Annotated in this window: 22 protein-coding genes, 1 pseudogene and 1 riboswitch; of the genes and pseudogenes, 9 read left to right on the top strand and 14 right to left on the bottom strand. The window is 43.6% G+C overall.

What is annotated here, in order from left to right; all coding sequences use genetic code 11:
• Nucleotides 1-30 precede the first annotated feature (30 nt).
• Nucleotides 31-243, top strand: coding sequence for a sulfur carrier protein ThiS (thiS, locus tag HUN01_RS29275; protein WP_181929111.1), 213 nt, complete (start codon nt 31-33; stop codon nt 241-243).
• Here thiS and blaOXA read toward each other — a convergent pair.
• From blaOXA to HUN01_RS29240, 8 genes are all read right to left on the bottom strand, one after another.
• Complete coding sequence (gene blaOXA, locus HUN01_RS29270; protein ID WP_203219510.1) at nt 240-1,142, bottom strand: class D beta-lactamase; 903 nt, start codon at nt 1,140-1,142, stop codon at nt 240-242. The two genes, thiS and blaOXA, sit on opposite strands and share 4 nt — an antisense overlap.
• 331 nt (nt 1,143-1,473) lie before the next feature.
• A complete protein-coding gene (locus HUN01_RS29265) occupies nt 1,474-1,971 on the bottom strand; it encodes a hypothetical protein (RefSeq protein WP_181929110.1) in 498 nt (165 codons plus the stop codon).
• Between the two features lie 204 nt (nt 1,972-2,175).
• On the bottom strand, nt 2,176-3,408 hold the full coding sequence (locus tag HUN01_RS29260) for a glycosyltransferase family 4 protein (protein WP_181929109.1): 1,233 nt from the start codon (nt 3,406-3,408) through the stop codon (nt 2,176-2,178).
• 494 nt (nt 3,409-3,902) lie between these two features.
• Nucleotides 3,903-4,307, bottom strand: coding sequence for an allophanate hydrolase-related protein (locus tag HUN01_RS34980; protein ID WP_203219509.1), 405 nt, complete (start codon nt 4,305-4,307; stop codon nt 3,903-3,905).
• Complete coding sequence (gene atzF, locus HUN01_RS29255) at nt 4,304-5,689, bottom strand: allophanate hydrolase (RefSeq protein ID WP_203219508.1); 1,386 nt, start codon at nt 5,687-5,689, stop codon at nt 4,304-4,306. The genes HUN01_RS34980 and atzF overlap by 4 nt, the downstream gene beginning before the upstream one ends.
• Entirely contained in the window at nt 5,686-9,330 is a 3,645-nt protein-coding gene (gene uca / locus HUN01_RS29250; protein WP_181929108.1) for an urea carboxylase, read from the bottom strand. The genes atzF and uca overlap by 4 nt, the downstream gene beginning before the upstream one ends.
• A gap of 76 nt (nt 9,331-9,406) precedes the next feature.
• A complete protein-coding gene (locus tag HUN01_RS29245; protein WP_203219507.1) occupies nt 9,407-10,054 on the bottom strand; it encodes an urea amidolyase associated protein UAAP2 in 648 nt (215 codons plus the stop codon).
• A 135-nt stretch (nt 10,055-10,189) separates the two neighbouring features.
• Complete coding sequence (locus tag HUN01_RS29240) at nt 10,190-10,948, bottom strand: urea amidolyase associated protein UAAP1 (RefSeq protein WP_181929107.1); 759 nt, start codon at nt 10,946-10,948, stop codon at nt 10,190-10,192.
• 130 nt (nt 10,949-11,078) lie between these two features.
• Nucleotides 11,079-11,187, bottom strand: a riboswitch (guanidine-I (ykkC/yxkD leader).
• A 303-nt stretch (nt 11,188-11,490) separates the two neighbouring features.
• Here HUN01_RS29240 and HUN01_RS29235 point away from each other — a divergent pair.
• Nucleotides 11,491-12,096, top strand: coding sequence for a CDP-alcohol phosphatidyltransferase family protein (locus tag HUN01_RS29235; protein ID WP_181929106.1), 606 nt, complete (start codon nt 11,491-11,493; stop codon nt 12,094-12,096).
• Nucleotides 12,097-12,156: 60 nt separating this feature from the next.
• Here HUN01_RS29235 and HUN01_RS29230 read toward each other — a convergent pair whose 3' ends face one another.
• Nucleotides 12,157-12,501, bottom strand: coding sequence for a hypothetical protein (locus HUN01_RS29230; RefSeq protein WP_181929105.1), 345 nt, complete (start codon nt 12,499-12,501; stop codon nt 12,157-12,159).
• Nucleotides 12,502-12,608: 107 nt separating this feature from the next.
• Here HUN01_RS29230 and HUN01_RS29225 point away from each other — a divergent pair, with 107 nt between their 5' ends.
• From HUN01_RS29225 to HUN01_RS29210, 4 genes are all read left to right on the top strand, one after another.
• Nucleotides 12,609-13,364 (top strand): phosphocholine cytidylyltransferase family protein, encoded by a 756-nt coding sequence (locus tag HUN01_RS29225; protein WP_181929104.1) that lies wholly within the window; start codon nt 12,609-12,611, stop codon nt 13,362-13,364.
• Between the two features lie 191 nt (nt 13,365-13,555).
• Complete coding sequence (aepX, locus tag HUN01_RS29220; RefSeq protein ID WP_181929103.1) at nt 13,556-15,211, top strand: phosphoenolpyruvate mutase; 1,656 nt, start codon at nt 13,556-13,558, stop codon at nt 15,209-15,211.
• A 308-nt stretch (nt 15,212-15,519) separates the two neighbouring features.
• Entirely contained in the window at nt 15,520-16,680 is a 1,161-nt protein-coding gene (gene aepY / locus HUN01_RS29215; protein ID WP_181929102.1) for a phosphonopyruvate decarboxylase, read from the top strand.
• A gap of 84 nt (nt 16,681-16,764) precedes the next feature.
• Nucleotides 16,765-17,856, top strand: a complete 1,092-nt coding sequence (locus HUN01_RS29210; protein WP_238845709.1) for a 2-aminoethylphosphonate aminotransferase — start codon at nt 16,765-16,767, stop codon at nt 17,854-17,856.
• 197 nt (nt 17,857-18,053) lie between these two features.
• Here HUN01_RS29210 and HUN01_RS29205 read toward each other — a convergent pair whose 3' ends face one another.
• Nucleotides 18,054-18,509, bottom strand: coding sequence for a cupin domain-containing protein (locus HUN01_RS29205; protein WP_181929101.1), 456 nt, complete (start codon nt 18,507-18,509; stop codon nt 18,054-18,056).
• 86 nt (nt 18,510-18,595) lie between these two features.
• Here HUN01_RS29205 and HUN01_RS36690 point away from each other — a divergent pair, with 86 nt between their 5' ends.
• The gene (locus HUN01_RS36690) at nt 18,596-18,655 is read left to right on the top strand and encodes a hypothetical protein (RefSeq protein WP_420832821.1); all 60 of its coding nucleotides are present in this window, start codon (nt 18,596-18,598) and stop codon (nt 18,653-18,655) included.
• A 59-nt stretch (nt 18,656-18,714) separates the two neighbouring features.
• Here HUN01_RS36690 and HUN01_RS29200 read toward each other — a convergent pair whose 3' ends face one another.
• On the bottom strand, nt 18,715-19,494 hold the full coding sequence (locus HUN01_RS29200) for a cysteine hydrolase family protein (RefSeq protein WP_181929100.1): 780 nt from the start codon (nt 19,492-19,494) through the stop codon (nt 18,715-18,717).
• Between the two features lie 81 nt (nt 19,495-19,575).
• On the opposite strand from HUN01_RS29200, the gene HUN01_RS29195 reads away from it, so the two are divergent.
• Nucleotides 19,576-20,976, top strand: coding sequence for an amidohydrolase (locus HUN01_RS29195; RefSeq protein ID WP_181929099.1), 1,401 nt, complete (start codon nt 19,576-19,578; stop codon nt 20,974-20,976).
• Between the two features lie 12 nt (nt 20,977-20,988).
• Here HUN01_RS29195 and HUN01_RS29190 read toward each other — a convergent pair.
• The 3 genes and pseudogenes from HUN01_RS29190 to HUN01_RS29180 all read right to left on the bottom strand — a co-directional run.
• A pseudogene (locus HUN01_RS29190) lies at nt 20,989-21,242 on the bottom strand (transposase); the annotation flags it as partial.
• A 61-nt stretch (nt 21,243-21,303) separates the two neighbouring features.
• The gene (locus HUN01_RS29185) at nt 21,304-21,858 is read right to left on the bottom strand and encodes a hypothetical protein (protein ID WP_181929098.1); all 555 of its coding nucleotides are present in this window, start codon (nt 21,856-21,858) and stop codon (nt 21,304-21,306) included.
• Between the two features lie 288 nt (nt 21,859-22,146).
• Nucleotides 22,147-22,434: a hypothetical protein gene (locus HUN01_RS29180; RefSeq protein ID WP_181929097.1), complete on the bottom strand. Its 288-nt coding sequence runs from the start codon at nt 22,432-22,434 to the stop codon at nt 22,147-22,149.
• A gap of 25 nt (nt 22,435-22,459) precedes the next feature.
• On the opposite strand from HUN01_RS29180, the gene HUN01_RS29175 reads away from it, so the two are divergent.
• On the top strand, nt 22,460-24,448 hold the full coding sequence (locus tag HUN01_RS29175; protein WP_181929096.1) for a S8 family serine peptidase: 1,989 nt from the start codon (nt 22,460-22,462) through the stop codon (nt 24,446-24,448).
• Nucleotides 24,449-24,670: the final 222 nt, after the last annotated feature.

Here is a 24,670-nt window from a genome sequence, read left to right as displayed (position 1 = left end):
CATTCCCCACTCCCCACTCCCCACATATTTATGTCTAATGAGATTACGATTCAGGTAAATGGGGAAACCCATAGCTGTTCGTTTGAAATTTCTTTACCCGACTTACTCCAACAATTGGGTTTTAACCCCCGTTTGGTGGCTGTAGAGTATAACGGCGAAATTTTACACCGCCAGTTTTGGCCGGAAACAAAAGTGCAACCAAGCGATCGCTTAGAAGTAGTAACTATTGTCGGGGGTGGTTAGTTGATTTGAGTCAGTAAACCCAAATCCTTAAGGCTGTGTCGTGTAATCTCGATGCGGACTGGTGCATCTTCTGGTTTTTGCATATCAAGGGTTGTGGCGAAAAAGTAAACGTTTTTGTTTTGCTCTAAATAACCCACGAACCAACCAACATTTGGTTTAGTACTTGTTAACCATCCCGTTTTTCCTCGCAGTGTGTAGTCTGGAGTTTGTTCACGTACCATAATGTCTTTGACAAGATTTATTGTCCGTTGCGAGAAAGGTAAATCGCCTTGATACAACCGTTGCAAAAACTTAATTTGCTCTTTGGGTGTAATTTGCAATGGCTTTTGTAACCAAAAACGATCAATGTCTGCGGCGGTACCAATTTGACGGTTCCCGTAGCCTACTTTGTTAATAAATTCCTGCATCCGTTCATATCCAATTCTACGTGCCAGCACTTGATAGAACCAAACAGTTGAATCCTTAAAAGCTTGACGCAAATTCGTATCATGATTCCAGGCATCAATTTCTCGGTGAATTCCATCCCAAGTGAGAACTGCCACATCATCAGGAACTACACCTGTTTCTAGCGCCACCAATGCGTTAAAAATTTTGAATGTCGAAGCTGGTGCGATCGCAGTTGCATTACGTTGAGGATTGTGTTCGTAGGTGCGGTTATTTTTTGAGTCGTAAATCAAGATTGAGCCTTCACGCCCAAATTCTTGAAAGTGTCGCCCCAAATTTGGCGCTTTCACAGCGGGACGTTCAGATGAAGTGGAAGCAGGTTGAGCTAGAACATGCATTTTCCCAAAGGTAATCACACTCGATACAGCAAGACATCCAATAACTGTAAAAATAAGAGATTGCGATCGGTGAGTACGCCAAAGGAATTGCGATATGCCAAACAAGATATTTTTCATTGCAGATTAATAGAATCACAAGCGAGATCCTACACCGCAATCTTGCTCATTTCCGGAAATATTTGTTGTTTTACTAACAAAAATTTTTGCAACATCTTAATGGCTGTAGCAGTAAATCTTAAGTAGCCTACGTTAGGCGCTTAACCGTAACGCACCACTAAAAAGATGGTGCGTTAGGCGCTCATTTCACATTTTTCGTGACAAATATGCTCTAAATAAGCGCCTAACACACCCTACAATTACTACAATTAAAACAATTTTATTTTTAATTTATAAATAACTTGGGTTAATTACCATTATGAAGAATGTATCTTTTTCAGAAGTTCCTAAATTAAAATTCTACTGGTTTTGTGCTGACATATACATTAATTTCGTTGTCTGTTCTATATTTGACTACTTTAGCAAAATTTTTAGCATGATACTCACTGGTAAAAACACCAATAATATATTTACCATTTTTATTTTGAGATAGACCACCTACTTTACAAAATTCAGATTTAACTAGGGGATATAAGTATTTTTTGTCATCAATAGCAACGAACCAGCCTTTTTTTATTGTTCCATTTTTGATGTCAGGGCTTACACAATAACCGTTTACAGGAAACTCAGCATTACCTTCTAAATGTTTTAGAAGAGAGTCAGTAGCAGAATTATGTTCTGCTAGGGTAGCTTGTTGGATAGCAACCCAAAACCCACCTACTGTAATCATGAAGCCAATAATCTTAAGAATTCCCAAAATAGTAATTGGTTCAGCTTTTACGGGCTTAGGAAAGGAAACAATTAACATTAAACCTACGCATAAACCAGCAATAATTTTTTTGATTTTCATGATTTAATTTAAATTTAGTGCATATATCTGAACCGTAGTGAGTGTTATTTTACTACATTGTAACTTTGATACAGATACAACAAGTTATTAATTTTATTTATAGTTTTATATCTCTTGTATTAAATCTGCTGATAAATTTGAAAAATTTGGTCAGCAGTTAAATTCAATTCTAGGAAAGTTTGTGAGGTGAGGCATTAATTCATTTCACAAAATCGCATTTTTTGCCTCTGATTTATACAGCGATCGATGAAGGGTTCTACGCTTGGCTAATTCTTTACCTTTGCGGCCGAGTTGCTCACGTAGTTGCTGGTCTTTGCATAACCGATTGAAAGCTTGAAACACTTCATAACCAGAATTGGGATTAACCAGAATACCATTTTCCTCATGCTGAACTGTGTCTAGAACACCGCCTAAACGAGGAGCAATTACAGGCTTACCGAAGTAACTTGCTTCTAAATAGACGACACCAAAACCTTCCATATTATTAGGTTTAGTATCCAACAAAGTTAGCATGGCAAAGATGTCGCAAGCTGCATAATAGCCTGCTAATTCTGGCTCTGGAACATATCCGGCAAAGTGAACGAACTTATCTACCCGCAAACGATGCACCAGAGATTTCAGTTCAGATTCACTTGGCCCTTGACCGCAGATTATATAGTGGACATCGACTCCAAAAGTTAGCAATAGTGGGATGTTATCAATTACTCGGTCGAAACCTTTATGTTTTACTAGTCTGCCGATGGAGAGAATAACTATTGCTGATTCGGGAATGTTGTACGTTTGACGCACGCGAACACGTAAATCATCAAGGCTACTGGGATTCGCTACATTATTACCAAATTTTTCTGGTCTAATTATTGGGTTGATAACATGGGTAGGAGTATTTATTCGTAAAGCAGTTCTGAGGTAATCTCGTGTATAAGAACTGTTACAAACAATACCTTCGGCGCGTTTGAGTGTTAATTTGAATAGCGATCGCAGCACGGGATTGTGTAAAGTACAAAGAAAATCATTGCCGTGCAGATAGATAAAAAAGCGAATAGGTAAAAAATAGCTCAATAGCAACAGTGAAGGAAAATCATAGCCGTGGCCCCACTCTATATAACGGTAGTGATAGCGAAAATAGAGTTTAATTGCTAGGACAAATGAGCAAACTATATTGAGGAAAGGCTTTAGGATATTTCCCACACAGCCACTATGCCAGTATCTAGGATAAGACCAACGATATACAGGAAATTGTTGACCTTCATCAAATACTTTGTCTCCTGAGCAACTAGCCGCCAGCACAATAACTCGCTCTGGATCTTGGAGACAGCGATTGTAGATATATTCCCCAATTACAGCTTCTTTCGGCAGAAATAACCGGGATATGACTAGGATATCTGGGTATGCAGCTTTGTCTCTGATTTCGGCTGTTAGTTGAGAAATATGTTCCATAATAAAGTTGATGACTGTATTTCAAATAATTTTTAATTTATTTGCAATTAGGATTACTTTCAAAGCCATTATTATTATTTTATTTCTTTTAAAACGAATGTGTAGACAAATTTGAAGCCTATTTTAGAAGATTAGCCAGGAAGATTGTTTTTTTATTGTGTTGATCTTATTTTTGCTGCAAATTTCTCACTAGTTGAGAATTTCTGTACATGATGAACAATAAATAAAAGCAAGCACTTGTAGTCAAGTTGCTCAGTGAACAACTGTTACGAAAATTACGAAATTTAGCTACGTTCAATACAATATCCTAAATACTATCTACTATTGTGCCAAAATGCCAAAAATTTGAATAAGTAGTTGATAGCAATCTGGTGTCTATCTCCCTTTACTGATAAGCATCACGGACACTTCTTATTATTCTGTGTATACGTAATTGTAAAACTAAAAAATGTAGTAAATACTGCCTTCTGCCCCCTGCCTCTCTTGTTAATTTGTCACAGTACAGCAAGATAATTGCGCCAACCGCCATACTGGGAAATGTCCTGTGCATCGGGAATGATATATGGTTCACACAAAAATCCCTTGACTGAGGAACCATCTTCCAAGTCTAAAGTGCCAATTACTAGGGGTGGCGGTACTGCGGCGACAAAAGTACCAAAGCCTTCTGCACTCAGGCGCCAAAGTTCTACTTCAATGCCTACCCCAGAACCATCGAGAACTTTCACTAATCCAGGTTTGGCAGGTTGGGTATTGGCAAGGGCGTAGAAGCGATAGGTGGGAGCGGTTTTGCAGGTTTTTACTAAGGTGGCATGGCGCTCTTGCAGCTGATAGTTCAAGGGTTGCCCGCACAGATGAGCGCCAACAACAGCAAGAGTAATCGTATTAGTGGATATTGTCATGGGGAAATCCTCACAGAAGTTGTTTTGCCATAAATACCGCCCATCTGATGGTGATAGCGGGCACCCAATTGACACAGTGCCGCGTCTTGAAACCCTTGTCCAATTAAGGTAATGCCAGCGGGCAAACCATTGGCACGAAAGCCAGCAGGAAGGGCGATCGCACACAAGTCCATCAAGTTAACGAAATTGGTGTAATAGCCCAGGTTGGTGTTGAGAGCGATCGCATCAGCTTCTACTTCTGCTTTGGTGTAGATAGTGCCCGTAGTAGGCAACGCCAAAATATTGACTTTTTGCCACTGCTGTGCAGCTTCTTGCTTCAGGGCTTCAAGAGCATAGAAACCTTTGAAAGTATCCACCGCCGTGTAGCGTAAACCATTGCTAATGATTTGGCGGACAACGGGATGCATGGCATCAGCTTGAGTTTCAAAGAACGGTTGAATAGCAGCAAGTCTTTCTGCCACCCAGGCACCAGAGTAGAGCAAATCAGCAGCTTGCTGGAAAGGCTGAAAATCAATTTCCACAAGATTCCCGCCGATCGCCTTTAACCGCTGTAATCCTTGTTCATACAAATCTGCTGCGGCTGCATCACCGAAGAATTTCAATTGATCAGCCTTGGGTACTCCAAAGGAAAATGATGATGGAATTGCTGCGGTTTGTGCTGGAATTTGGCGAGAATAACTATCGGTGGCATCAAAGCCACTGGCGACTTGCCAGACGATCGCAGCATCTTGGCAATTCAATGTAAAAATGGAAACGCAATCGAGGGAACGACAGGCAGGCACAACCCCGGATGTACTTAATACACCTCTGGTAGGCTTGAGTCCGACAATGTTGTTAAATGCCGCAGGGACTCGTCCAGAACCAGCTGTATCAGTGCCTAGTGAAAAACTCACCAGCCCCGCTGCGACTGCCACGGCGGAACCAGAACTAGAGCCACCGGAAATATAATCGTCATGGAAAACACTGCTACATGCACCGAATGGCGATCGCACTCCGACTAACCCTGTGGCAAACTGATCGAGATTGGTTTTGCCAATCAAAATTGCCCCAGCTTGGAGTAAGCGATCAACTACTGTTGCCGTTTTGTCTGGGATGTAGCTGTAGGCTGGACAGGCGGCGGTTGTAGGTATTTTTGCCACATCTATATTATCTTTCACAGCGAAAGGGATGCCGTAAAGAGGCAAATCATCGAGATTCCTGCCAGCGAGGAATTGAGCTTGAGCGATCGCTTTTGCTTGTGGTAATAGATGAATCCAGACGGCATCGTTTCCCCGTGCGGCAATCCGGCGATAAACTGACTCAATGACATCTGTTGGTTGCAATTGAGCCGTTCGATAAGCTGTAAGCAGCGATGCAATATCCAGGCTGAACAAGTCTGTCATAATCCTTCTCCTCGGACGATCGCTAATATCTGTCCGGCTGTGACGAGTTGCCCTGGTTCACAGAGGACTTCTACCACCGTTCCGGGATCGTCCGGTAACAGAGTCATTTCCTGTTTCATTGCTTCCAACACAATTACACCCGTGTCTTCCGTAATGCGATCGCCTGGTTTGATTAACACCTGCCAAACGTTTGCCGTCGTTGGGGCGCTTAGGGCATAGCAATCATCAGGAATAGTTGTTGCAATTGCTGGTGGAATATCGGCTGCGACGAGGGTGCTTTCTTCCTCGGCTGTGGCTGTCCAGCGATCGCGTTCTTCTCGAAAGGCAATTCGCTGGCGGGTTTGGCATATCGTTGCCTCTTGGGCAATTTCTTGTAAAAACTGTTGATAATCACCGAATTTAAATGTGGTTTCTTCAATCTTGAGTTTGAATTTACCTTCAATAAAATCCTCTCGGTGGCGCATTAACTCCTCGTGAGAAACTGGATAAAATCGAATTTGATCGAAGAATCGCAACAGCCAGGGTTTGCCATCTTGAAAATCTGCGGTTTGTTTGTAGCGATTCCACATCTGCACAGTGCGTCCGACAAACTGATAACCACCCGGCCCCTCCATACCATAAACGCAGAGATATGCACCACCGATGCCGACTGCATTTTCAGGAGTCCAAGTCCGGGCGGGATTGTATTTTGTGGTGACGAGACGATGACGGGGATCGAGGGGGACTGCTACTGGCGCACCGAGATAAACATCACCCAAGCCCATCACCAAGTAACTGGCATTAAAGAGAATTTCTTTGACTTCTGCAATGCTTCCCAGTCCATTAATCCGCCGAATAAATTCAATATTGCTAGGACACCACGGTGCATCTTTTCGCACCGATTGCATATATTTTTCAATGGCTAGTTGAGTAGATTCATCATCCCAGGACAACGGTAGATGTAGAATCCGGGTTGGCACTTCTAAATTTGAAATATCCGGGAGATGAGATTCGATATTTTGTAATGCGGTAACTAAATTTGATTGGGAAATGACACGGCTATCGTAGTGAATTTGTAGCGATCGCATTCCCGGCGTTAATTCCAAAATCCCATCAATGGGGTTGGTTTGCAAATAAACCATTAACTCATGCACCCGAAAACGCAACTTCAAATCCAGCACCAAATCTCCGTATTCAATCAACAAGTATTTATCACTCGCTTGACGGTAGATGACGGCAATTTGGTCATCGGTTGCGGGAATTTCTGCCAGAATTGGGGATTGAGCAGGAAATTCTTTTATGATTTGGTTGGGATCTGAATCCACAGACCTATCTTCCTGATACCCAGTCCCTAGTCCCCAATCCCCAGTCCCTAATTGAATTTGCCGATCCGACTGCAATTCTTGATGCAATGCTTGGTTAAAAGTGAGGCGACGGAATTGAATTGTATTCCCCGGTTTGAGTTGCCCGATTTTCCAGAGTTCTGCTTGGGCGATCGCAGCAGGACAGACAAAACCGCCCAAACTCGGCCCATCCAAACCCAGGATAATCGGCATATCTCCGGTGAAATCGACTGTCCCAACGGCATAAGCATTATCGTGAATATTGGAAGGATGTAACCCCGCTTCACCACCATCTTGTCGCGCCCAAGTCGGTTTTGGCCCAATCAACCGAATTCCGGTTCGCGCCGAGTTGTAATGCACTTCCCAATGAGTACTGAAAAAAATCTCGATGTCTTCATTCGTAAAGAAATCCGGCGCACCATGAGGGCCATACAAAACTCCAATTTCCCAATGATTTGAGTAGGTGGGAATCAATTCGGGAGCAATAGATTGCGGTTCTTGAGATGTGGAGGGATGCAATTTGAGGACATCGCCCACCTGTAACTCTCTGCCGCCATGTCCACCAAATCGGCCCAGAGTAAAGGTTGCTTTACTGCCTAAATAATCGGGTACATCAAACCCACCTTGTACATTAATATATGTGCGGAAACCATTGCCCTGAATGCTGCCTAACCGTAGAGTACTTCCGGCTTTTACCAAAACTGCCTTCCAATAGGGAATTGGCTGTTTATCTAAGGTAGCTTTCATCTGCGCTCCCGTGAGGCAAATCACCGTATCGCTATTGAATCGCAAAGCGGGGCCAGATAAGGTACACTCCAACCCAGCGGCCGATTCTGGATTGCCTAAAATCTGGTTGCCCAACCGAAACGCCAAAGAATCCATTGGCCCAGAAGGCGGCACACCAACATTCCAGTAGCCCACCCGTCCCGGATAATCTTGAATAGTGGTCATCGTGCCTGGAACTAGCACATCAATTGTATTCGGGCGATAGGTAAAGCTATTGGTAAATTTCGTGGTAATGTTGCCCTGAATAAACGTCGAATCAGTAATAATTTGGCGTAAGTATTCCAGGTTAGTTTCAATGCCATCGATGCGAGATTGAGCCAGGGAAGTTTGGAGAATTGCGATCGCATCTGCTCTTGATTCTCCATGCACAATTATCTTCGCCAACAATGGATCGTAAAACGGCGAAACTTTTGTGCCAGTGGCAATCCAGGTATCGCAACGAATGCCATCCGCAAACTGCACTTGAGTTAACTCACCCGAACTCGGCTGAAAATTTTTATGCGGATCTTCGGCATAAACCCGCACCTGAATCGCATGTCCTTGCGGTTGATATTGGTATGATGCCAACCCCAGCGACTCGCCCTGAGCTTGACGCACCATCCACTCGACTAAATCCACACCTGTAATAGCTTCTGTGACGCCATGTTCCACCTGTAAGCGGGTATTTACCTCTAAGAAGTAAAACTGTTGGCTATCCACATCGTAGATAAACTCAACCGTACCAGCCGATTGATAGCGAATCCCCTGACAGAGTTTAACGGCAGAGTCATACAAGCGCTGTCGAAGAGTATTACTAATATTCGGTGCCGGAGCTTCTTCAATCACTTTTTGATTGCGCCGTTGTGTTGAACAATCGCGTTCACCAAGGGCAACTACGTTCCCTTGTCCATCACCAAAGATTTGCACTTCAATGTGTCGCGCCCGTTCGATGTATTTTTCTAAAAATACTCCACTCTGACTAAAGTTATTCCGACTCAAGCGCTGCACATTTTCCAACAAATCTGCCACAGTGTCTTCACTCCGGCACAACTGCATTCCAATGCCACCACCCCCGGCCGTACTTTTGATCATCACAGGATAGCCAATTTCTGCCGCTGCCTGTTTGACTTCCTGCAAATTGTCTAGCAACAAACTACCGGGGACAAGTGGCACTCCAGCCGTTTGTGCGATCGCTCTTGCTTCATGTTTCAGTCCAAATTGCCGCAGTTGTTCGGGTGTGGGCCCAATAAACACAATTCCTGCTTCCGCGCAAGCTTCGGCAAAGGCGACATTCTCGCTTAAAAAGCCATAACCGGGATGAATCGCCTCAGCACCAGTCGCCTGTGCTGCTGCCAAAATCGCCTCAATCCGCAGATAACTTTGCGCGGCGGCCGCATCTCCAACACAGACAGCTTCCCCAGCGGCTGCAACATGGGCAGCGTGGGCATCAGCTTGGGAATAGACTGCAACCGAGGCAATACCGATGCGATCGAGGGTGCGAATAATCCGGCAAGCAATTTCACCCCGATTGGCAATCAAAACTTTGTTGAACATGAGCGCTAAGATAATTCGTAATTCGTAATTCGTAATTAAGTTTTGTCGGGTACGTTACGCCGCAGGTTAATGCATCCTACAAAACTGCGTCCCAAACAATCAACCTGATTGGTGTGGGATTGTAAGCATTGCACGGGTTGTTGATTTGCGGACAGTTAGAAATCAACACCATCACATCCATCTCTGCCCGTAAATCGATAATCTTCCCGGCTTCTGAAATACCATCGACAATTTCCAATGTGCCGTCTTCGCTAACGGGAACATTCATGTAGAAGTTCACATTGCTAACGAGATCGCGTTTGTTCATTTCATACTTGCTCAGTTCCAGCAAGTAATTCTCGACACAAGCGTGTAAATGCTTCTTGTGCAGCCCATAGCGCACTGAGTTGCTTTCCATACTACACGCCCCACCCAACGTATCGTGTTTGCCACACTGATCATGGATGACGGTCATCATCACGTTTCCTTCGTTGGAAATCAACTGAGTGCCTGTAGTGATGAAAATGTTGCCTTGACGGACAATGGTATCAGGAGCGCTATATCGTTCTGAGGTATCATCAGCGTTGTAAAACAATGTATCAACAGCTTGATTGCCTAGTAGATCGATAATCCGCAAAATTTGCCCTTTTTTGATAATCCTAGACCAGGGCTGACGGGCAGACAACTCTTCATCATAAATTGCTTTTGCTGGATCGAGTTCAATAGGTAATGTTGCGACCATCATGTGACTCCTCTTCTATTTTTCAGATGCAAAGAAACAGATTTCAAAAAAGAATGCGATGGATGGATTTACAGAACACAGACACAAAAGGCAATTCCCAATCCAAAATCTAAAATCCAAAATGCTATAACCTACAAACTACTCCTGAGCAAATAAAGCATCAGTGTTAATAAAACCACGAATCACCTCTTCATTTGCAGTGCGGCACAGATCATCGGGTGCTGGTGCAGAAGATTTCCAAACGGTAAGCTGAATTGGCTGAGGCTTATATACTGTATCGGGATGCAGTACATGGGGACAGTTAGAAATAATCACCAACACATTCATTTCCGCCCGCAAATCAATAAAACTGCCCGGTTTCTCATCGCCTGCGACATATTCCAAATCACCATTCGGATGCACTGCCACTCGGCTAAATAAATTCAGGTTAGGCATTAAGTCTTTGCGAGTTAAACCACGCTTGCCCAAGGCTTTGAGAAAATTGTTCCGGGAGTTGTTATAGTCGCTTTCGCCATATTTGTTGTAAGACCCTTCGCCATATTTTGCAGTGTTGCTGGCAGTATTGCTGCAACCACAGATTAGATCGTGATGACCGGAGGTATCCTCTGTGATGGAGAATAGAATGCGCCCCATATCAGAGTAAATTACCATCCCCTTTTTGAGGAAGGCGTTGAATTGAATCTTGGCGGTATCTGCCACATTCAGCCGCTCAATTGGGCTATCCGCGTTGTAGCAAATCATCGAAACACCTTGAGATCCCTCCAAATCAGTCACACGCAAGATATTTCCCCGTTTGATCACGTAATGCCAATACGCACCACCAGGCAGCTTTTCATCGAGTAAAATTAGGCTCGGATCAATTGCCCCCAGATTCGGCAGAATAGATGCTTGCACCATAAAATCCTCCTGTTACGGTTGGATGATCAGTTGAGGAATTGCCAAAGGCTCAACCTCTGAAATTGGAGAAAGAAACTACTGACTCAAATAACAAAGCCCAGGAGATTACCAATACAGTCATCCTGTCTGGCTCTCCCGGGCTTTTTTCCCGCCGTGTGACCAACTCGCTCAGAGTCGGCTGCTTCTCTTGGACCAGCCATCACATACTCGATGCGATCGGAACCCTAGAAGCTCATCCTTATTCAATTGGCAATTTGAGTTTGCGAAACTTCTACAATATCGAAAACAGAGCGTTTCCTACTTAGGTTAACATTTTGACGCCATATTTTTTACAAAAGACAAACATCTAGAGGACTCATATTTGATTGCGTGAAAAAATTCAGTACAACTTGAAGAGGCTTGTTTCCTATTGCCTATTGCCTATTGCCTTCCTATCTGGTAACTTCCGCGACCAGTTAAAATAAAAATCTATATCTTGAGACAGATGTGGTAGTTGTCAGTGTTATACATATTCAAAGACCACATAACATTCAAGTTCATCTATGACCAAAAAGCCTTGGGATGCTCAACTTGCTTACTGGCTAGTTCGACCTCTAAAAGACAGTTGGGTAAATCCCAATCATCTCACCACAGTGCGACTTGTAACTGGGTTGGCGGCTGCCATTGCGATCGCAGTTGGCGATGTCATTTGGGCTAACATTGGGGCATGGTTGTTTGCTTTATCTAACTTTCTAGATCACACGGATGGTGAATTAGCTCGTTTAAGTGGCAAAACCAGCAAATGGGGACATCAGTATGATCTAGCTAGTGATGCCATCATCCATATTCTTTGGTTTGTGTGTATTGGATATGGTCTTAGGGAGGGAAAATTTGGTTGGTGGGCGTTGCTGATGGGGATAGTATCTGGCGTGTCTGTTGCTTGTATATTTCATTTACGAAACCAAATGGAACAGCGTTTAGGTAAACACGCCAGCCGTCAACCAAATTTCGCCGGGTTTGACATTGAAGACGTGTTGTATTTGTTTCCCATAGTTACCTTACTGAATGGACTAGAGCCGTTACTAATGGCAGCTACAATTGGGGCACCAGCTTTTGCTGTGTGGGTAATTTGGCAATTTCGGGCACTTCCGCAGTCTGAATCAAACTAGTCTAACGGGGCATTGGGCAAAACAAAACAGTTAAGGTAACTAGTACTTGCCTTCAGCCTTCTACCTATATTCTCCAATTACCTCGATTTTACCCACAATATTGCTGTTTAACTCTTCCAGATCTTCGGCTGGAATCCACCATTCTGTATGATATGAAGCCCCAACTTGATGAACTTCATACTTATCCATCAAAACTTTCTTAACCTCAAAACGTGTAACATAACCTACGCCACTGTCCCTAATATTCCATTTAGTAGCAATTTCCTGGGCATACTGCTCGTTTGTAACGGGGTAAAAAATTGGCTGTTCAGGTAGTCTCGGCGGCCATTTGGTGTAGTCGCTTTGTTTAACCAGTTCTAGCTCTTTTGGCCCAGTAGGGCGATACAGAGTTACTGTTTCTTCCATGTTAAGAATTAGTTAATATATGTTCAATTGAGCAAAATACAGTCATTATAAAATACTGGGAAAATTTCCAAATTTACTGGTGTCGTAGCTCTGTTGGTGACTTGACGATGAAGGCAATTATATTGGCTGCTGGCGTTGGACGACGCTTAGGTAAAGACGGGCAAATCCAACCCAAATGCTTATTGAAATTTAACGGCAAATCTCTATTAGAGCGCCATTTGAACTATCTCCGTCATTACCAGATTGACGAGGTAGTTATTGCTGTGGGTTATCAAGCTGAAAGAATTCAGGATGCAATCAAAGTATTAGGAGCCGAAAATTGGGTCAGTACAGTTTATAATCCTGACTATACTAAAGGTAGTGTAATCAGCCTTTGGACTTTACGTCAACATTTAGCTACTGGCGATGACATACTATTAATGGATGCAGACGTGTTGTGCGATCGCCGCATCATCGAACGACTGGTAAAGACAAATATCCCCAACAGCTTCTTGCTGGATCGGGATTTTGAACCAGGAGATGAACCCGTGAAGCTTTGTGTCAGAGATAATTATCTAGTGGAGTTTCGCAAACAAGTAGCTCTTGGTTTGACTTATGATTTTGCCGGCGAGTCAGTGGGATTCTTTCGTTTTGGAAATGCTGTCGCTCACCGTCTTGCTACTCATACAGAAAAGTATGTTACAGACGGATTGGATAATGAACCTTATGAAGAAGTAATTCGGGATCTGCTGTTAGAAACTCCAGAAACATTTGGCTATGAAGACATCACTGGATTACCTTGGCTCGAAATCGATTTTCCCCAGGATATTCAACGTGCCCAAAACGAGATTTTACCTCAGATAGAAGTCGCAGAAAATGTCTGAAAATATCTTTATTTATAGTGGTTTTGGTTTGGATACATTACAGTTTGACCTCTCTCCAAACCTCTCTCCTTTTAGAAGAGAGGCTTTGAATCTTACCCCCCTTCCCTTGTAGGGAAGGGGCTGGGGGTTAGGTCTGTATTCCATGTAATTGAGAACCGCAATATTATATTAGGTTGAGAAAAGCAGAATAGATGCATCAAATATTTGCACCCATTGATACCGCTGCAAAATTAAATAAGTGTGCCCAATTGCGGGTATTACTAGAATCGCCTCAACTCGACTTCATCATGGAAGCTCACAATGGGATTAGCGCCCGCATTGTGGAAGAGGCTGGATTTAAAGGAATTTGGGCGAGTGGATTAGCCCTTTCGGCTCAATATGGCGTTCGAGATAATAATGAAGCCAGTTGGACTCAAATTGTAGAAATGCTTGAGTTTATGTCTGATGTCACCAGTATCCCCATTTTGTTAGACGGGGATACGGGTTATGGCAATTTTAACAATATGCGTCGTCTAGTTAAGAAGTTAGAACAGCGAGGTATTGCTGGAGTCTGTATTGAAGATAAGCTTTTTCCCAAAACCAATAGCTTCATCAACGGTAGTCGCCAAGCTTTGGCTGATATTGATGAATTTTGCGGCAAAATTAAGGCAGGCAAAGATAGTCAGACAGACCCAGATTTTTGCATCGTCGCCCGACTAGAAGCTTTGATTGCCGGGTGGGATCTTTCGGAGGCAATGCGCCGAGCTGAAGCTTACCACGCCGCCGGAGCAACCGCCATCCTGATTCACAGTAAATCATCGCGTCCTGACCAAGTATTAGCTTTTGCTAAAGAGTGGGCGGGTCGTTCGCCGTTAGTGATTATACCAACTAAATATTACAGCACGGCTACTGATGTCTTTCGCAAAGCTGAAGTGAATTTGGTCATTTGGGCAAACCATCTGATTCGAGCTGCTGTTGCTAGTATGCAAGCGATCGCACACGAAGTAAAAGCCAGCGAAACTTTAATCAACATTGAAGATGATATTGCGCCGGTAAAAGAAATTTTCCGGCTACAAGGCGCGGATGAACTCATAGAAGCTGAAAAACGCTACTTTAACAACGGACGACATGATATCCAAGCGATCGTTTTGGCTGCTAGCAGAGGCCAAGAGTTAGCAACATTGACGCAAGATAAACCAAAAGTAATGTTACCCCTCGGAGGTAAACCCCTACTCAGGTTGTTGGTAGACAAATTTAAGAAACTTGCCATCAACGATATTACAGTTGTCGCAGGTTACAAAGCAGAAACTATAGATGTTGTGGGCGCTAAAGTCATCCGCAACCCAGATTATGAAACAACGGGAGAATTAGCATCCTTAGCCGTAGCTCAAAGTAGCTTCGGCGAAGAGATGCTGGTGCTTTACGGCGATTTACTCTTTAGAAGCTACATCTTGCGGGATTTATTGGAATGTCCTGGAGAAATTGTGGCTGTTGTTGATTCTGTCGAGAACAGCAAATCTGTTAGCGGTTCACCTGATTATGCCTATTGTTCGATTCCAGATGATCTTTCTCTGTTTGGACAGGATGTTAACTTGTTGAACATTTCTAAAACAAGACAAACGCAATTAGGAAAGTCTAGCGGACGCTGGATTGGGATGTTGCGCTTGCGGAGTCAAGGTAGAGAGTGGGTGAGTGAAGCACTTAATGAGTTGCAAAAACGGCCGGAATTTAACAGTTTGGGTTTGCCGGAATTATGCAATTATTTAATCGAGCAAGGAAAACCAATCAAGGTACTTTATATTCGCGGTAACTGGTTAGATGTTAATTCTTTAGATGATCTTGACCTTGCTTTTCAATTGAAGCGATAGGGAATTGGGAATTGGGCATTGGGCATTGGGCATTGGGCATTGGAATTGTAAGATTGAAGTTCTGAGGTTGAAGTTCCGAGTTCTGAGGTCGGAGTTCCGAGTTCAAAGGTCGAAGTTTCGAGTTCAAAGGTCGAAGTTTCGAGTTCAAAGGTCGAAGTTCCGAGTTCAAAGGTCGAAGTTCCAAGTTCAAAGGTCGAAGTTCCAAGTTCAAAGGTCGAAGTTCCAAGTTCAAAGGTCGAAGTAATAATCTTTCATCTCAACTCCCCAATGCCCCATGCCCCATGCCCAATCCCCAATCCCCATTTTTTATGATCCAGGCAGAAGAATTTGTAGAAGCGGCGCGTAATCTTGGCTTTGGGTGGTATAGCGGCGTACCATGTTCTTTTCTCACCCCTTTTATTAACTACGTTATCAATGACGTTCAACTTAGATATATCTGTGCAGCTAATGAAGGGGATGCTGTAGCGATCGCAGCTGGAGCCGCAATTGCTGGTAAACCCGCAGTAGTGATGATGCAAAACTCTGGTTTGGGGAATGCAGTTAACCCGCTAACCTCCCTCACTTATATCTTTCGGATTCCACTGCTGCTGATTTGTACCTTGCGAGGCGATCGCAATTTACAAGATGAACCGCAACATGAATTAATGGGGCAAATTACAGAGAAATTGCTGGAAACAATGACTGTACCTTGGGAATTTTTTCCCACAGACGCAGCAGAAATAGAACCAGTTCTGCAAAGAGCCACAGCTTATATGCAACAAGAGCGCCGACCTTATGCTCTAATTATGCGTAAAGGAGCGATCGCACCCCATGCACTCACTCGTTCTTCTATCCCCGAACGAGAAGATAGTAATAGCGCTCATATTCAGCAAAGCTTTTTTCGGGATAACAAAGAACAACGCATTTCTCGCAGCGAAGCATTGGCTCGAATCGTGGAACTTACCGATCCAGAAAACACTGTAGTAATTGCCACAACGGGATACACGGGACGCGAACTCTTCGCTAGTAAAGACAGCGCCAATCATCTTTATATGGTCGGCTCGATGGGCTGCGCTTCCTCAATGGGATTGGGACTATCCTTAGCACGTCCAGACCTCAAGGTAGTAGTCATTGATGGCGATGGGGCAGCACTGATGCGAATGGGTAATTTTGCGACCATCGGTACTTATGGCGGTGCTAACTTAACCCATATTCTTTTAGATAATGAAGTCCACGATTCCACAGGCGCACAAGCCACCGTCTCTGCGGGTATCTCCTTTGCCAAAATTGCCAAAGCCTGCGGTTACGGCGTGACATTAGCCGGAGATGATCCCGCTCTTTTAGATGCCTTATTTACCGTAGATGCTAACAATAGACCTAAATTCGCTCATTTAAAAATCCGTCCCGGAACTTTAGAAAAGCTACCCCGGCCTAACCTCACCCCGGAAGCAGTTTTACAACGCTTTATGAAACACATTGGTAATTCGTAATTCGTAATTCGTAATTAATAAATTCAAAGTACAAACTCTCTATTTATTAATCCCCAATTCCCAATTCCCAATGCCCAATGCCCAATGCCCAATAACAAAATGATTTTACTAAATCCCGGCCCTGTTAATTTAAGCGATCGCGTCAGAAATGCCCTGTTGCGCCCTGATTTGTGTCATCGTGAAGTGGAATTTTCCCAACTTCAAAGTAGAATCCGCGAACAATTACTTCAAGTGTATGGTCTGGGAAGCGGCTGGGCAGCAATTCTCCTCACTGGTTCTGGTACCGCCGCGATGGAAGCAATGATCAGCAGTCTAGTACCCACAGACGGGAAGTTGCTGGTAATTGAAAACGGTGTATATGGCGAACGACTATCCAAAATCGCCAAAATCCACGGCATTAATTACATCACACTTTCCCATCCTTGGGATGCCGAAATCGATATCAACGCTTTAATCAAACTCCTGGATGAAAATGCCGACATCACCCATCTTGCTGTCGTCCATCACGAAACGACTACCGGTCGCCTAAATAATTTAGCGGAACTTGCGCCAATTTGCCAAGAACGTCGCATCAAACTATTAGTAGATGGAGTCAGCAGCTTTGGTGCTGAAGAATTAAATTTTGCAGATTGGGGAATCACCGCTTGCGCTGCAACAGCCAATAAATGTCTGCATGGTGTCCCCGGAGTGTCCTTTGTCATCCTGCAACGGGATGCACTGCCGTCAGTAGACACAATTCCCCGCACCTTATATTTAGATTTAGGAACCTATTGTCAGCAACAAGACCGAGGCGGCACACCTTTTACCCAATCAATACAGACATTTTATGCTTTAACAGAAGCTCTGCAAGAAATGGCAGAAGCCGGAGGTTGGCGTGTCAGACACAACCATTACAACCAACTTGCTAGCTTAGTCAGAGATGGGTTAGCCTCAATGGGAATTAAACCTCTGCTTCCTTTTGGTAGTTCATCCGTTGTCTTGAATGCCTACTACTTGCCAGACGGTTTCAGGTATGAAGAATTTCACGACCAACTGAAAGCACAGGACTATATAATTTATTCTGGACAAGGAAATTTAGCTCAATCTATATTCCGAGTCTCGACAATGGGAGCTATCACCCACGCTGATATGGAACGCTTTATTGGTGTTGTTAAACAAATTATTGATCATTCGTAATATTCTCTCGTTCCCATGAATAGCATGGGAACAAAGAACGAATCTCTAGATGATTTGCGCCTCCTGCCTCAATACCGTTCAGTTAAGGGTTATTGGTGTAGGAATTGGTCTTTGAAGACGCGATAAATCGCGTCTCTACATGAGGGTTTTGTTGCTCATTCTGAACTGTATTGCCTCCTGCCTTCTGCCTTCTTCAATTAACAGGGCATCAAAGCATTCAATCTCCCCAATACTGCCATATCTTCTTCATCTAACTCCGTCGGAATGCCACTGCGAATCAATTCCGAAAAGTCTTCATTGGGAATCATCACAGTCAACGTATACAAGCGAGTAGAACCAGTGTTTTTAATCAAATGAGTACCAGTAGGAGGCACTAATAAACTATCTCCAGCTTTGATCGTGGCACTCTTGCCGTCACACATGGCGATCGCTTCACCTTTGAGGACAAAAAACATTTCCACCGCCCACTGATGGCGATTTGGCGGTGTTTGTCCACCAACATCAAAAATTTCTATGCAGCAAGTCAAGGAAGTATTAGCATTTGTTGAATCGAAAATAATTGCTAATCGATTAGAGTCGTTGGGAGTGATGCGATATACCTGGTAATCTTTGAGAGATTTGATAACCGGAATTACACAACGAGTAGCGTACATTTTTTATCCCCTCTGAAGTTATCGATGGGTATGAAAATTACCAACACTAAGCTCCAATTCCTGGATCACAGAATTTTAAATTTTGAATAATTAAAAATTTAAAAATGTCTGAGAGAAAGCGAATTGAAACGCGAGAAAAAATCTAAAATTCTTGATCTAAGAAAGAGCATTTATACATGGAATTAATCCAAAATCCAAAATTGATTCACTCCTCACCCTTTTGCAGCGCTGTTAAAATTGCTTGCGAGTCAGCGACAAAACCGAAGCATTGTTTGATGTTGTACAATGTCGCTAGCCAACAATATTCAGGAGAAGTTGTAGCAGTGCAGTCTTTAACTAATATGCAATCATATCCTAAGAAATTGGCATCACATAACGTGGTTAGCACACATTGATCGGCATTAACACCAGCAAAAAATAATGTTGTCTTTCCAAGATTTCGCAAAATACTATCTAATGGGGTATCCCAAAACCCACTCATGCGGTATTTTTCCACACGAATATCTTCGGGAAGTTCTTCTAGTTCGTCTACTACTGCTGCGGCCCAACTACCTGCCATGAGTACTCTAGCACCGTTGCTTGGCAGTGGATCACCTAATCCCACACCTCCCCCTGTGGGGTTATAAACATGACGCGAACTAGCACTAATATTGAGCAAGTCGGGACGATTCCCCCAATTTAACCAAATTACCGGAACACCAGCCTCACGCAGTTCTGGAAGTAAGTTGTTCAAAGGTTCAATAGGCTGACGCGCCGGAGTTACGTCCACACCGATATGCGCTAACCAACCATCAGGGTGACAGAAGTCGTTTTGCATATCAATGACGAGGATAGCAGCTTTTGCCAAGTCTAAGCGCAGGGTTTTAGTTTCTGTTGATAAAATAACGGGTTGTGGGGTCTTTTGAGGACGAGTGATATCTGCGATCGCATCATTCACTGTCCACGCATTTGGTGCAACTCCCAATGTCCGTAATGGTAAATTCATAAAATTGCAATACCCAACACCAGTTCCTATTTTGTAACTTGAAATTCAGTTGAAAATACAATTACTTAATCAAGGTTAAATATGCTAAATTTCACCATCCAGAATGTTTTAATTGCCGTCAGTGATGATTATGCAACGGTAGATGTACAGATTGTAGATGGTGCGATCGCAGCCATTTCCCCTAATCTACAAGTAATCGGCACTGCCATAGATGGCAAAAATAAGCTGTTGCTACCTGGATTTTTCAACGCCCACACCCACTCATCAGAGATGTGGCAGCGAGGAATCATGTCAATGTTCCCTTTAGAATTATGGTTGGCGGAATTGTATGATTTTGCCCCCCTCGATCCCGAAGAGGTTTATCTCAGCGCCTTGGGGACTGCGGTGGAAACCTTACTTTCCGGCGGGACAAGTGTGGTAGATCATCTGGTGTTAATTCCCGGACTTGAGTTAGAAACGATCGCCATTGCAACTCGCGCTTACAGAGAAGTGGGAATTCGCGCCTTTATCGCCCCCTTAATTCAAGATGAATCTCTCACCGCAGGTATTCCATCCGGGGAATCAACCCAAACTCATGAGCCTTATTTTCGCTCAACTGCGGCAACATTGGAAATTATTGAAGAGGCGGTAAGACAGTTTCATCGCCCAGATGAGGGTGTAAATATTTTAGTTGCGCCAACGGGAATTCAATTGTGTACTGATGCTTTATTTCAGGGATGTACTGAGTTAAGCGATCGCTACAATCTTTGTCGTCACTCCCATTTACTTGAAACCAGGGCACAGGAAAAACTCGCTCAAGAAAAGTACGGTTGTACTGCTGTGGAACATTTGAAACGAATCGGATTTTTGAGCGATCGCACAACACTAGCCCATTGTGTTTGGTTAAATGATGCTGATATCGCCATCCTCGCCGAAACTCAATCTACAGTTGTTCATAACCCCTTAAGTAATCTGCGTTTAGGTAGTGGCATCGCCCCAATTTTAAAATATCGCCAAGCTGGGGTAAATGTAACTTTTGGTTGTGATGGTGCTTCGAGTAATGACTCTCAAGATTTGCTAGAAGCTATCAAAATTGGTTCTATTTTACATAATATTACAGACTCAGATTATCAACACTGGATTACACCCAGACAAGCAGTAGAAATGGCATCTTTGGGAGGCGCAAAGGGTCTGAATATAGCAGATAAACTTGGTTCCCTAACTGTGGGGAAACAAGCAGATTTGGTACTTTATGACCTCACCAATTTATCATTATTACCCCGTACAGATCCCATTGGTTTGCTAGTTTTAGGTCGTCCTAGTAATGTTGTAGATAGTGTTTGGGTGAATGGTAAGCAAATTGTTGCTGATGGTAAAATTACCACAATTAACGTTGATGAATTGCGACAAGAATTATTTAACCGCAGTCAATGGGAGACAAAGCGTAAGTCTGAAACCGTCGCGCAAATCGAGGCTCATTATCGCACGGTTATGGGGTTGTAAAAGACAAAGAAATACAGAACTGCGGAAAACAACCCGAATTTCTCCCATGACATTGACCCGTCCACGTCGCCGTTGTCCTGTAAGATTTTTGCGCCGTCCTCGCTTACCCCAATTTTTACGACGAATTACACGTAAACTGAAACCACTCTCGTCCCAAAACCATACCTGCATACGCTCTGGGTGAACTTACGAATCGCTAAATATTGGGCAAGTTTTTCTTGAAACTCTGCTCTAATTAGGGGATTTTGTTTAGATTCTAAATCATACATGGTACTTATATTACCGTTAACTAGGAAAATGTAATTAACGTAAAAATGCGCTAGCAATCTATCTCAAACCTCTTTCCATAAGCATTTGAGGTTCAACATTCTCAACATTAGGAATTGCTTCTAACTGAGGAATCCTAGCGATCGCATCAGCAATATTACCAGATTGGGCACGCAACCAAGCCGTGTGAGGTGCATAAGAAAGGGTTTGCGCTACTTCATAACCCGCTCGATTAATTAACTCGCGCTGCGAATCCACATCAACGCCTTTAGCAAAGCGGATGAAAACCAGTCCAGTTGGCACTGCTAGGGAACCATTGGGTAGTACTGTGTAAATCGGACTCAGTTTACCCGACTCTGATTGATTGGGTTCGCCTGGAAAAACTGCAATAGCACCGTCGTTAAGTTGTAAAATTGCTCCTGATGGCACGGTGCTGGGTTGATTGTAATGTATTGCATAGTACCCAGGCTTACGAGTGTAGGATACAGCAGTGCGATTGCTGCCAACGCGAATTTGTTGTGGATATTCAGAAAAATAGTCGTTTTGAAATCTCACTTCAGCAGTCAGGGGTAGAGAGTACACCTGTAGAAAAGACTCAACCGGAAAATAAAACATCTTTCTCAAGTTCTAATGATATTATAGCGTTTTTCAGTGGTACTAAATACAAATCTTTTATTGGGATGTACAGCTTTCCCTACTGATGATGAAGATTCTTAAAGCAACCAAACTTTGAATCCCCTCTTTTCGGGAAAAACGAATCGAAGGCTTGTATGAACTTAGAGAGATTAAATTCTATTTAAGCTGTGTCTTTTCGATGCCGTAATACACATATAACACATGAAATAAGAAGCATCCATAAACTAAATGTAAGCTCATTATTAAACAGAATTCAGGAGTCAGGAGTCAGAATTCAGCAATGTTTTCTGTATGACTGGTGGATAGCGCCGGCGGCAAGCGAGTATTTTCGAGTTGCGTCTGAATAACCGGGTTTAATACCCCCACCAAATCGTAGATTTGGTGGTGCAACAATTCCTGCGCCGCTCTGAATCCCCGACTGATTAGATTCTGACTCCTGTTAGCGGTAGCGGGGCGTTTAGCCCATTCTGACTTCTGAATTCTGAATTCTTCTTCAAGTGTGCAGCCAGCTTTAAAAGTAGTGCATAATACGGTTTCCCAATGCCTAATTTTCAACACAAATATCCCAGGAGATTAAACTATGGTTCAGGTTCGCTATGGTGGACAGAATGGCCAACAGTATGAACTTGCTATCAGTAACGAACACGTTGTAGTGCGTACCGAAAGCCGCAGCACTCTTATCGGTGCAAGATCCTTTGAAGTTGCACCTGTCTCACCTGTCGCTCGTAGCATCCTCAATCAATTTGAGTTAACAACGCGGTTTCGCCAAGCGGGTGTAGAAATTCTGCAAGCGAAAGTTCCGAATCAGGGTGTAGCTTTGCGCGATCGCGCCCGTGAAATTCTCAACAACGAGTCTGAAGTCCAATTTGCCGGACGTGTCCTGATTGATCCAGTATCCCAACAACCTGTAATTTACACCGAAAACCTCTTTGTTAAATTCGATAACGAAGAAGAGTCAAGAGTTTGCCAAGAGATATTAGGACGTTACGGTTTAACAATTAAACGCCAACTTGAATATGCACGAAATGCTTACTTTGTCAGTGCACCTGCCAATACTGGTATAGCCGTCTTTGACATCGCCGAGAGACTTCTGAATGAAGAATTAGTGGAACTGTGCCATCCTGAACTAGTGCGTGAATCACGCCAACGTCAGGTTTTTCCGCAGCAGTGGCACTTAAAGCAAACAACCATTAATGGTAAGGTAATTAACGCCCATGCCAATGTTGAGGCCGCTTGGAAGTTAAGCGATGGCACTGGGACGATTATTGCAATTGTCGATGACGGTGTGGATCTTGATCATGAAGAGTTCCGTTCCTCTGGCAAGATTGTTGCTCCGCGTGATGTCACACGTAAAACGAACAATCCCAGACCGGGAAACGACAATAATCACGGGACAGCTTGTGCCGGAGTAGCTTGTGGAAACGGCAACTTTGGTGCATCTGGTGTAGCACCAGGTGCAAAACTGATGCCGATTCGATTAGCTTCGGCGCTGGGTTCACAGGATGAAGCAGATGCTTTTATTTGGGCGGCTCAAAATGGTGCTGATGTTATTTCTTGTAGCTGGGGGCCATCAGATGGTACTTGGTTTGAGCCAAATGATCCTGCACACAATCAAAAAGTACCTCTGCCTGATTCCACAAGACTTGCTATAGACTTTGCAATCAATAAAGGGCGCAACGGCAAAGGCTGTGTAATTTTATTCGCGGCTGGTAATGGTAACGAAAGCGTGGATAACGACGGCTACGCCAGCTACCAAAAGGTAATTGCCGTGGCAGCTTGTAACGACTACGGCACGAGAAGCGCTTATAGTGACTTTGGTAAAGCGGTCTGGTGTGCTTTCCCTAGCAACAACGGCGACAGTTCCCAAACCCCTGGAATTTGGACAGCCGATCGCTCTGGTGTACTTGGTTATAATTCGGGTAATCAAAATCTGGGTGACGCCGGAGGCAACTACACGAACGAATTCGGCGGAACCTCTAGTGCTTGTCCAGGTGCAGCCGGTGTAGCAGCCTTGATTATTGCCAGAAACCCAAATCTGCGTTGGGACGAAGTACGAGATATTATTAAACGCTCCTGCGATCGCATTGACTCAGCCGGAGGTAAATATGATGCCAGTGGTCGCAGTCCCTTCTACGGTTACGGTCGAATGAATGCCCTCAAAGCTGTGGAATTGGCCAAGCCACCTCAAACATCGCCTATTAGCAGATTCCAAGCAGTCCAAGATATCCCAATTAACGATTTGCAAGTATCAACATTGTCATTGGCGATCGCTAATACCAGCCTGCTGAAATCCATCAAAGTTAATGTAGACATTGAGCATACTTATATTGGGGATCTTGTAGTTACTCTCCTTCCCCCAGTGCAAATAGGCATACTTCCCATCATTTTGCACGATCGCCAGGGCGGAGCTACAGATAATATTAAAACAACTTATGACGAGGTAAACACCCCAAAACTTGCTGCCTTTAAGGGTAAAAGTCCCCAAGGAACCTGGACAATTGAAGTTGCAGATAAAGCTAACGCAGATACAGGAAAAATTCGCAGCTTAACCATTGAAATTGGATTTTAAGCCAATACCCTTTTAAAATTCAATACAGTTCAGAATGAGTAACAAAACCCTCATGTAGAGACGCGATTTATCGCGTCTTGAAAAACCAATCATCTACACCAATTATGATGTCCGCCAAATCACCTATAATAAACAGTTTGTAGTGGGGACTTCAGTCCTCAAAGGCAGGACTAAAGTCCTTACTACGAACATTTTTATTCAGCTTGATTAAGCGGACATGAT

It is taken from the genome of Nostoc edaphicum CCNP1411 (assembly GCF_014023275.1).
GTDB classification, from domain to species: Bacteria; Cyanobacteriota; Cyanobacteriia; order Cyanobacteriales; family Nostocaceae; genus Nostoc; species Nostoc edaphicum_A.
This window is presented reverse-complemented; position numbering and strand designations above follow the sequence as displayed.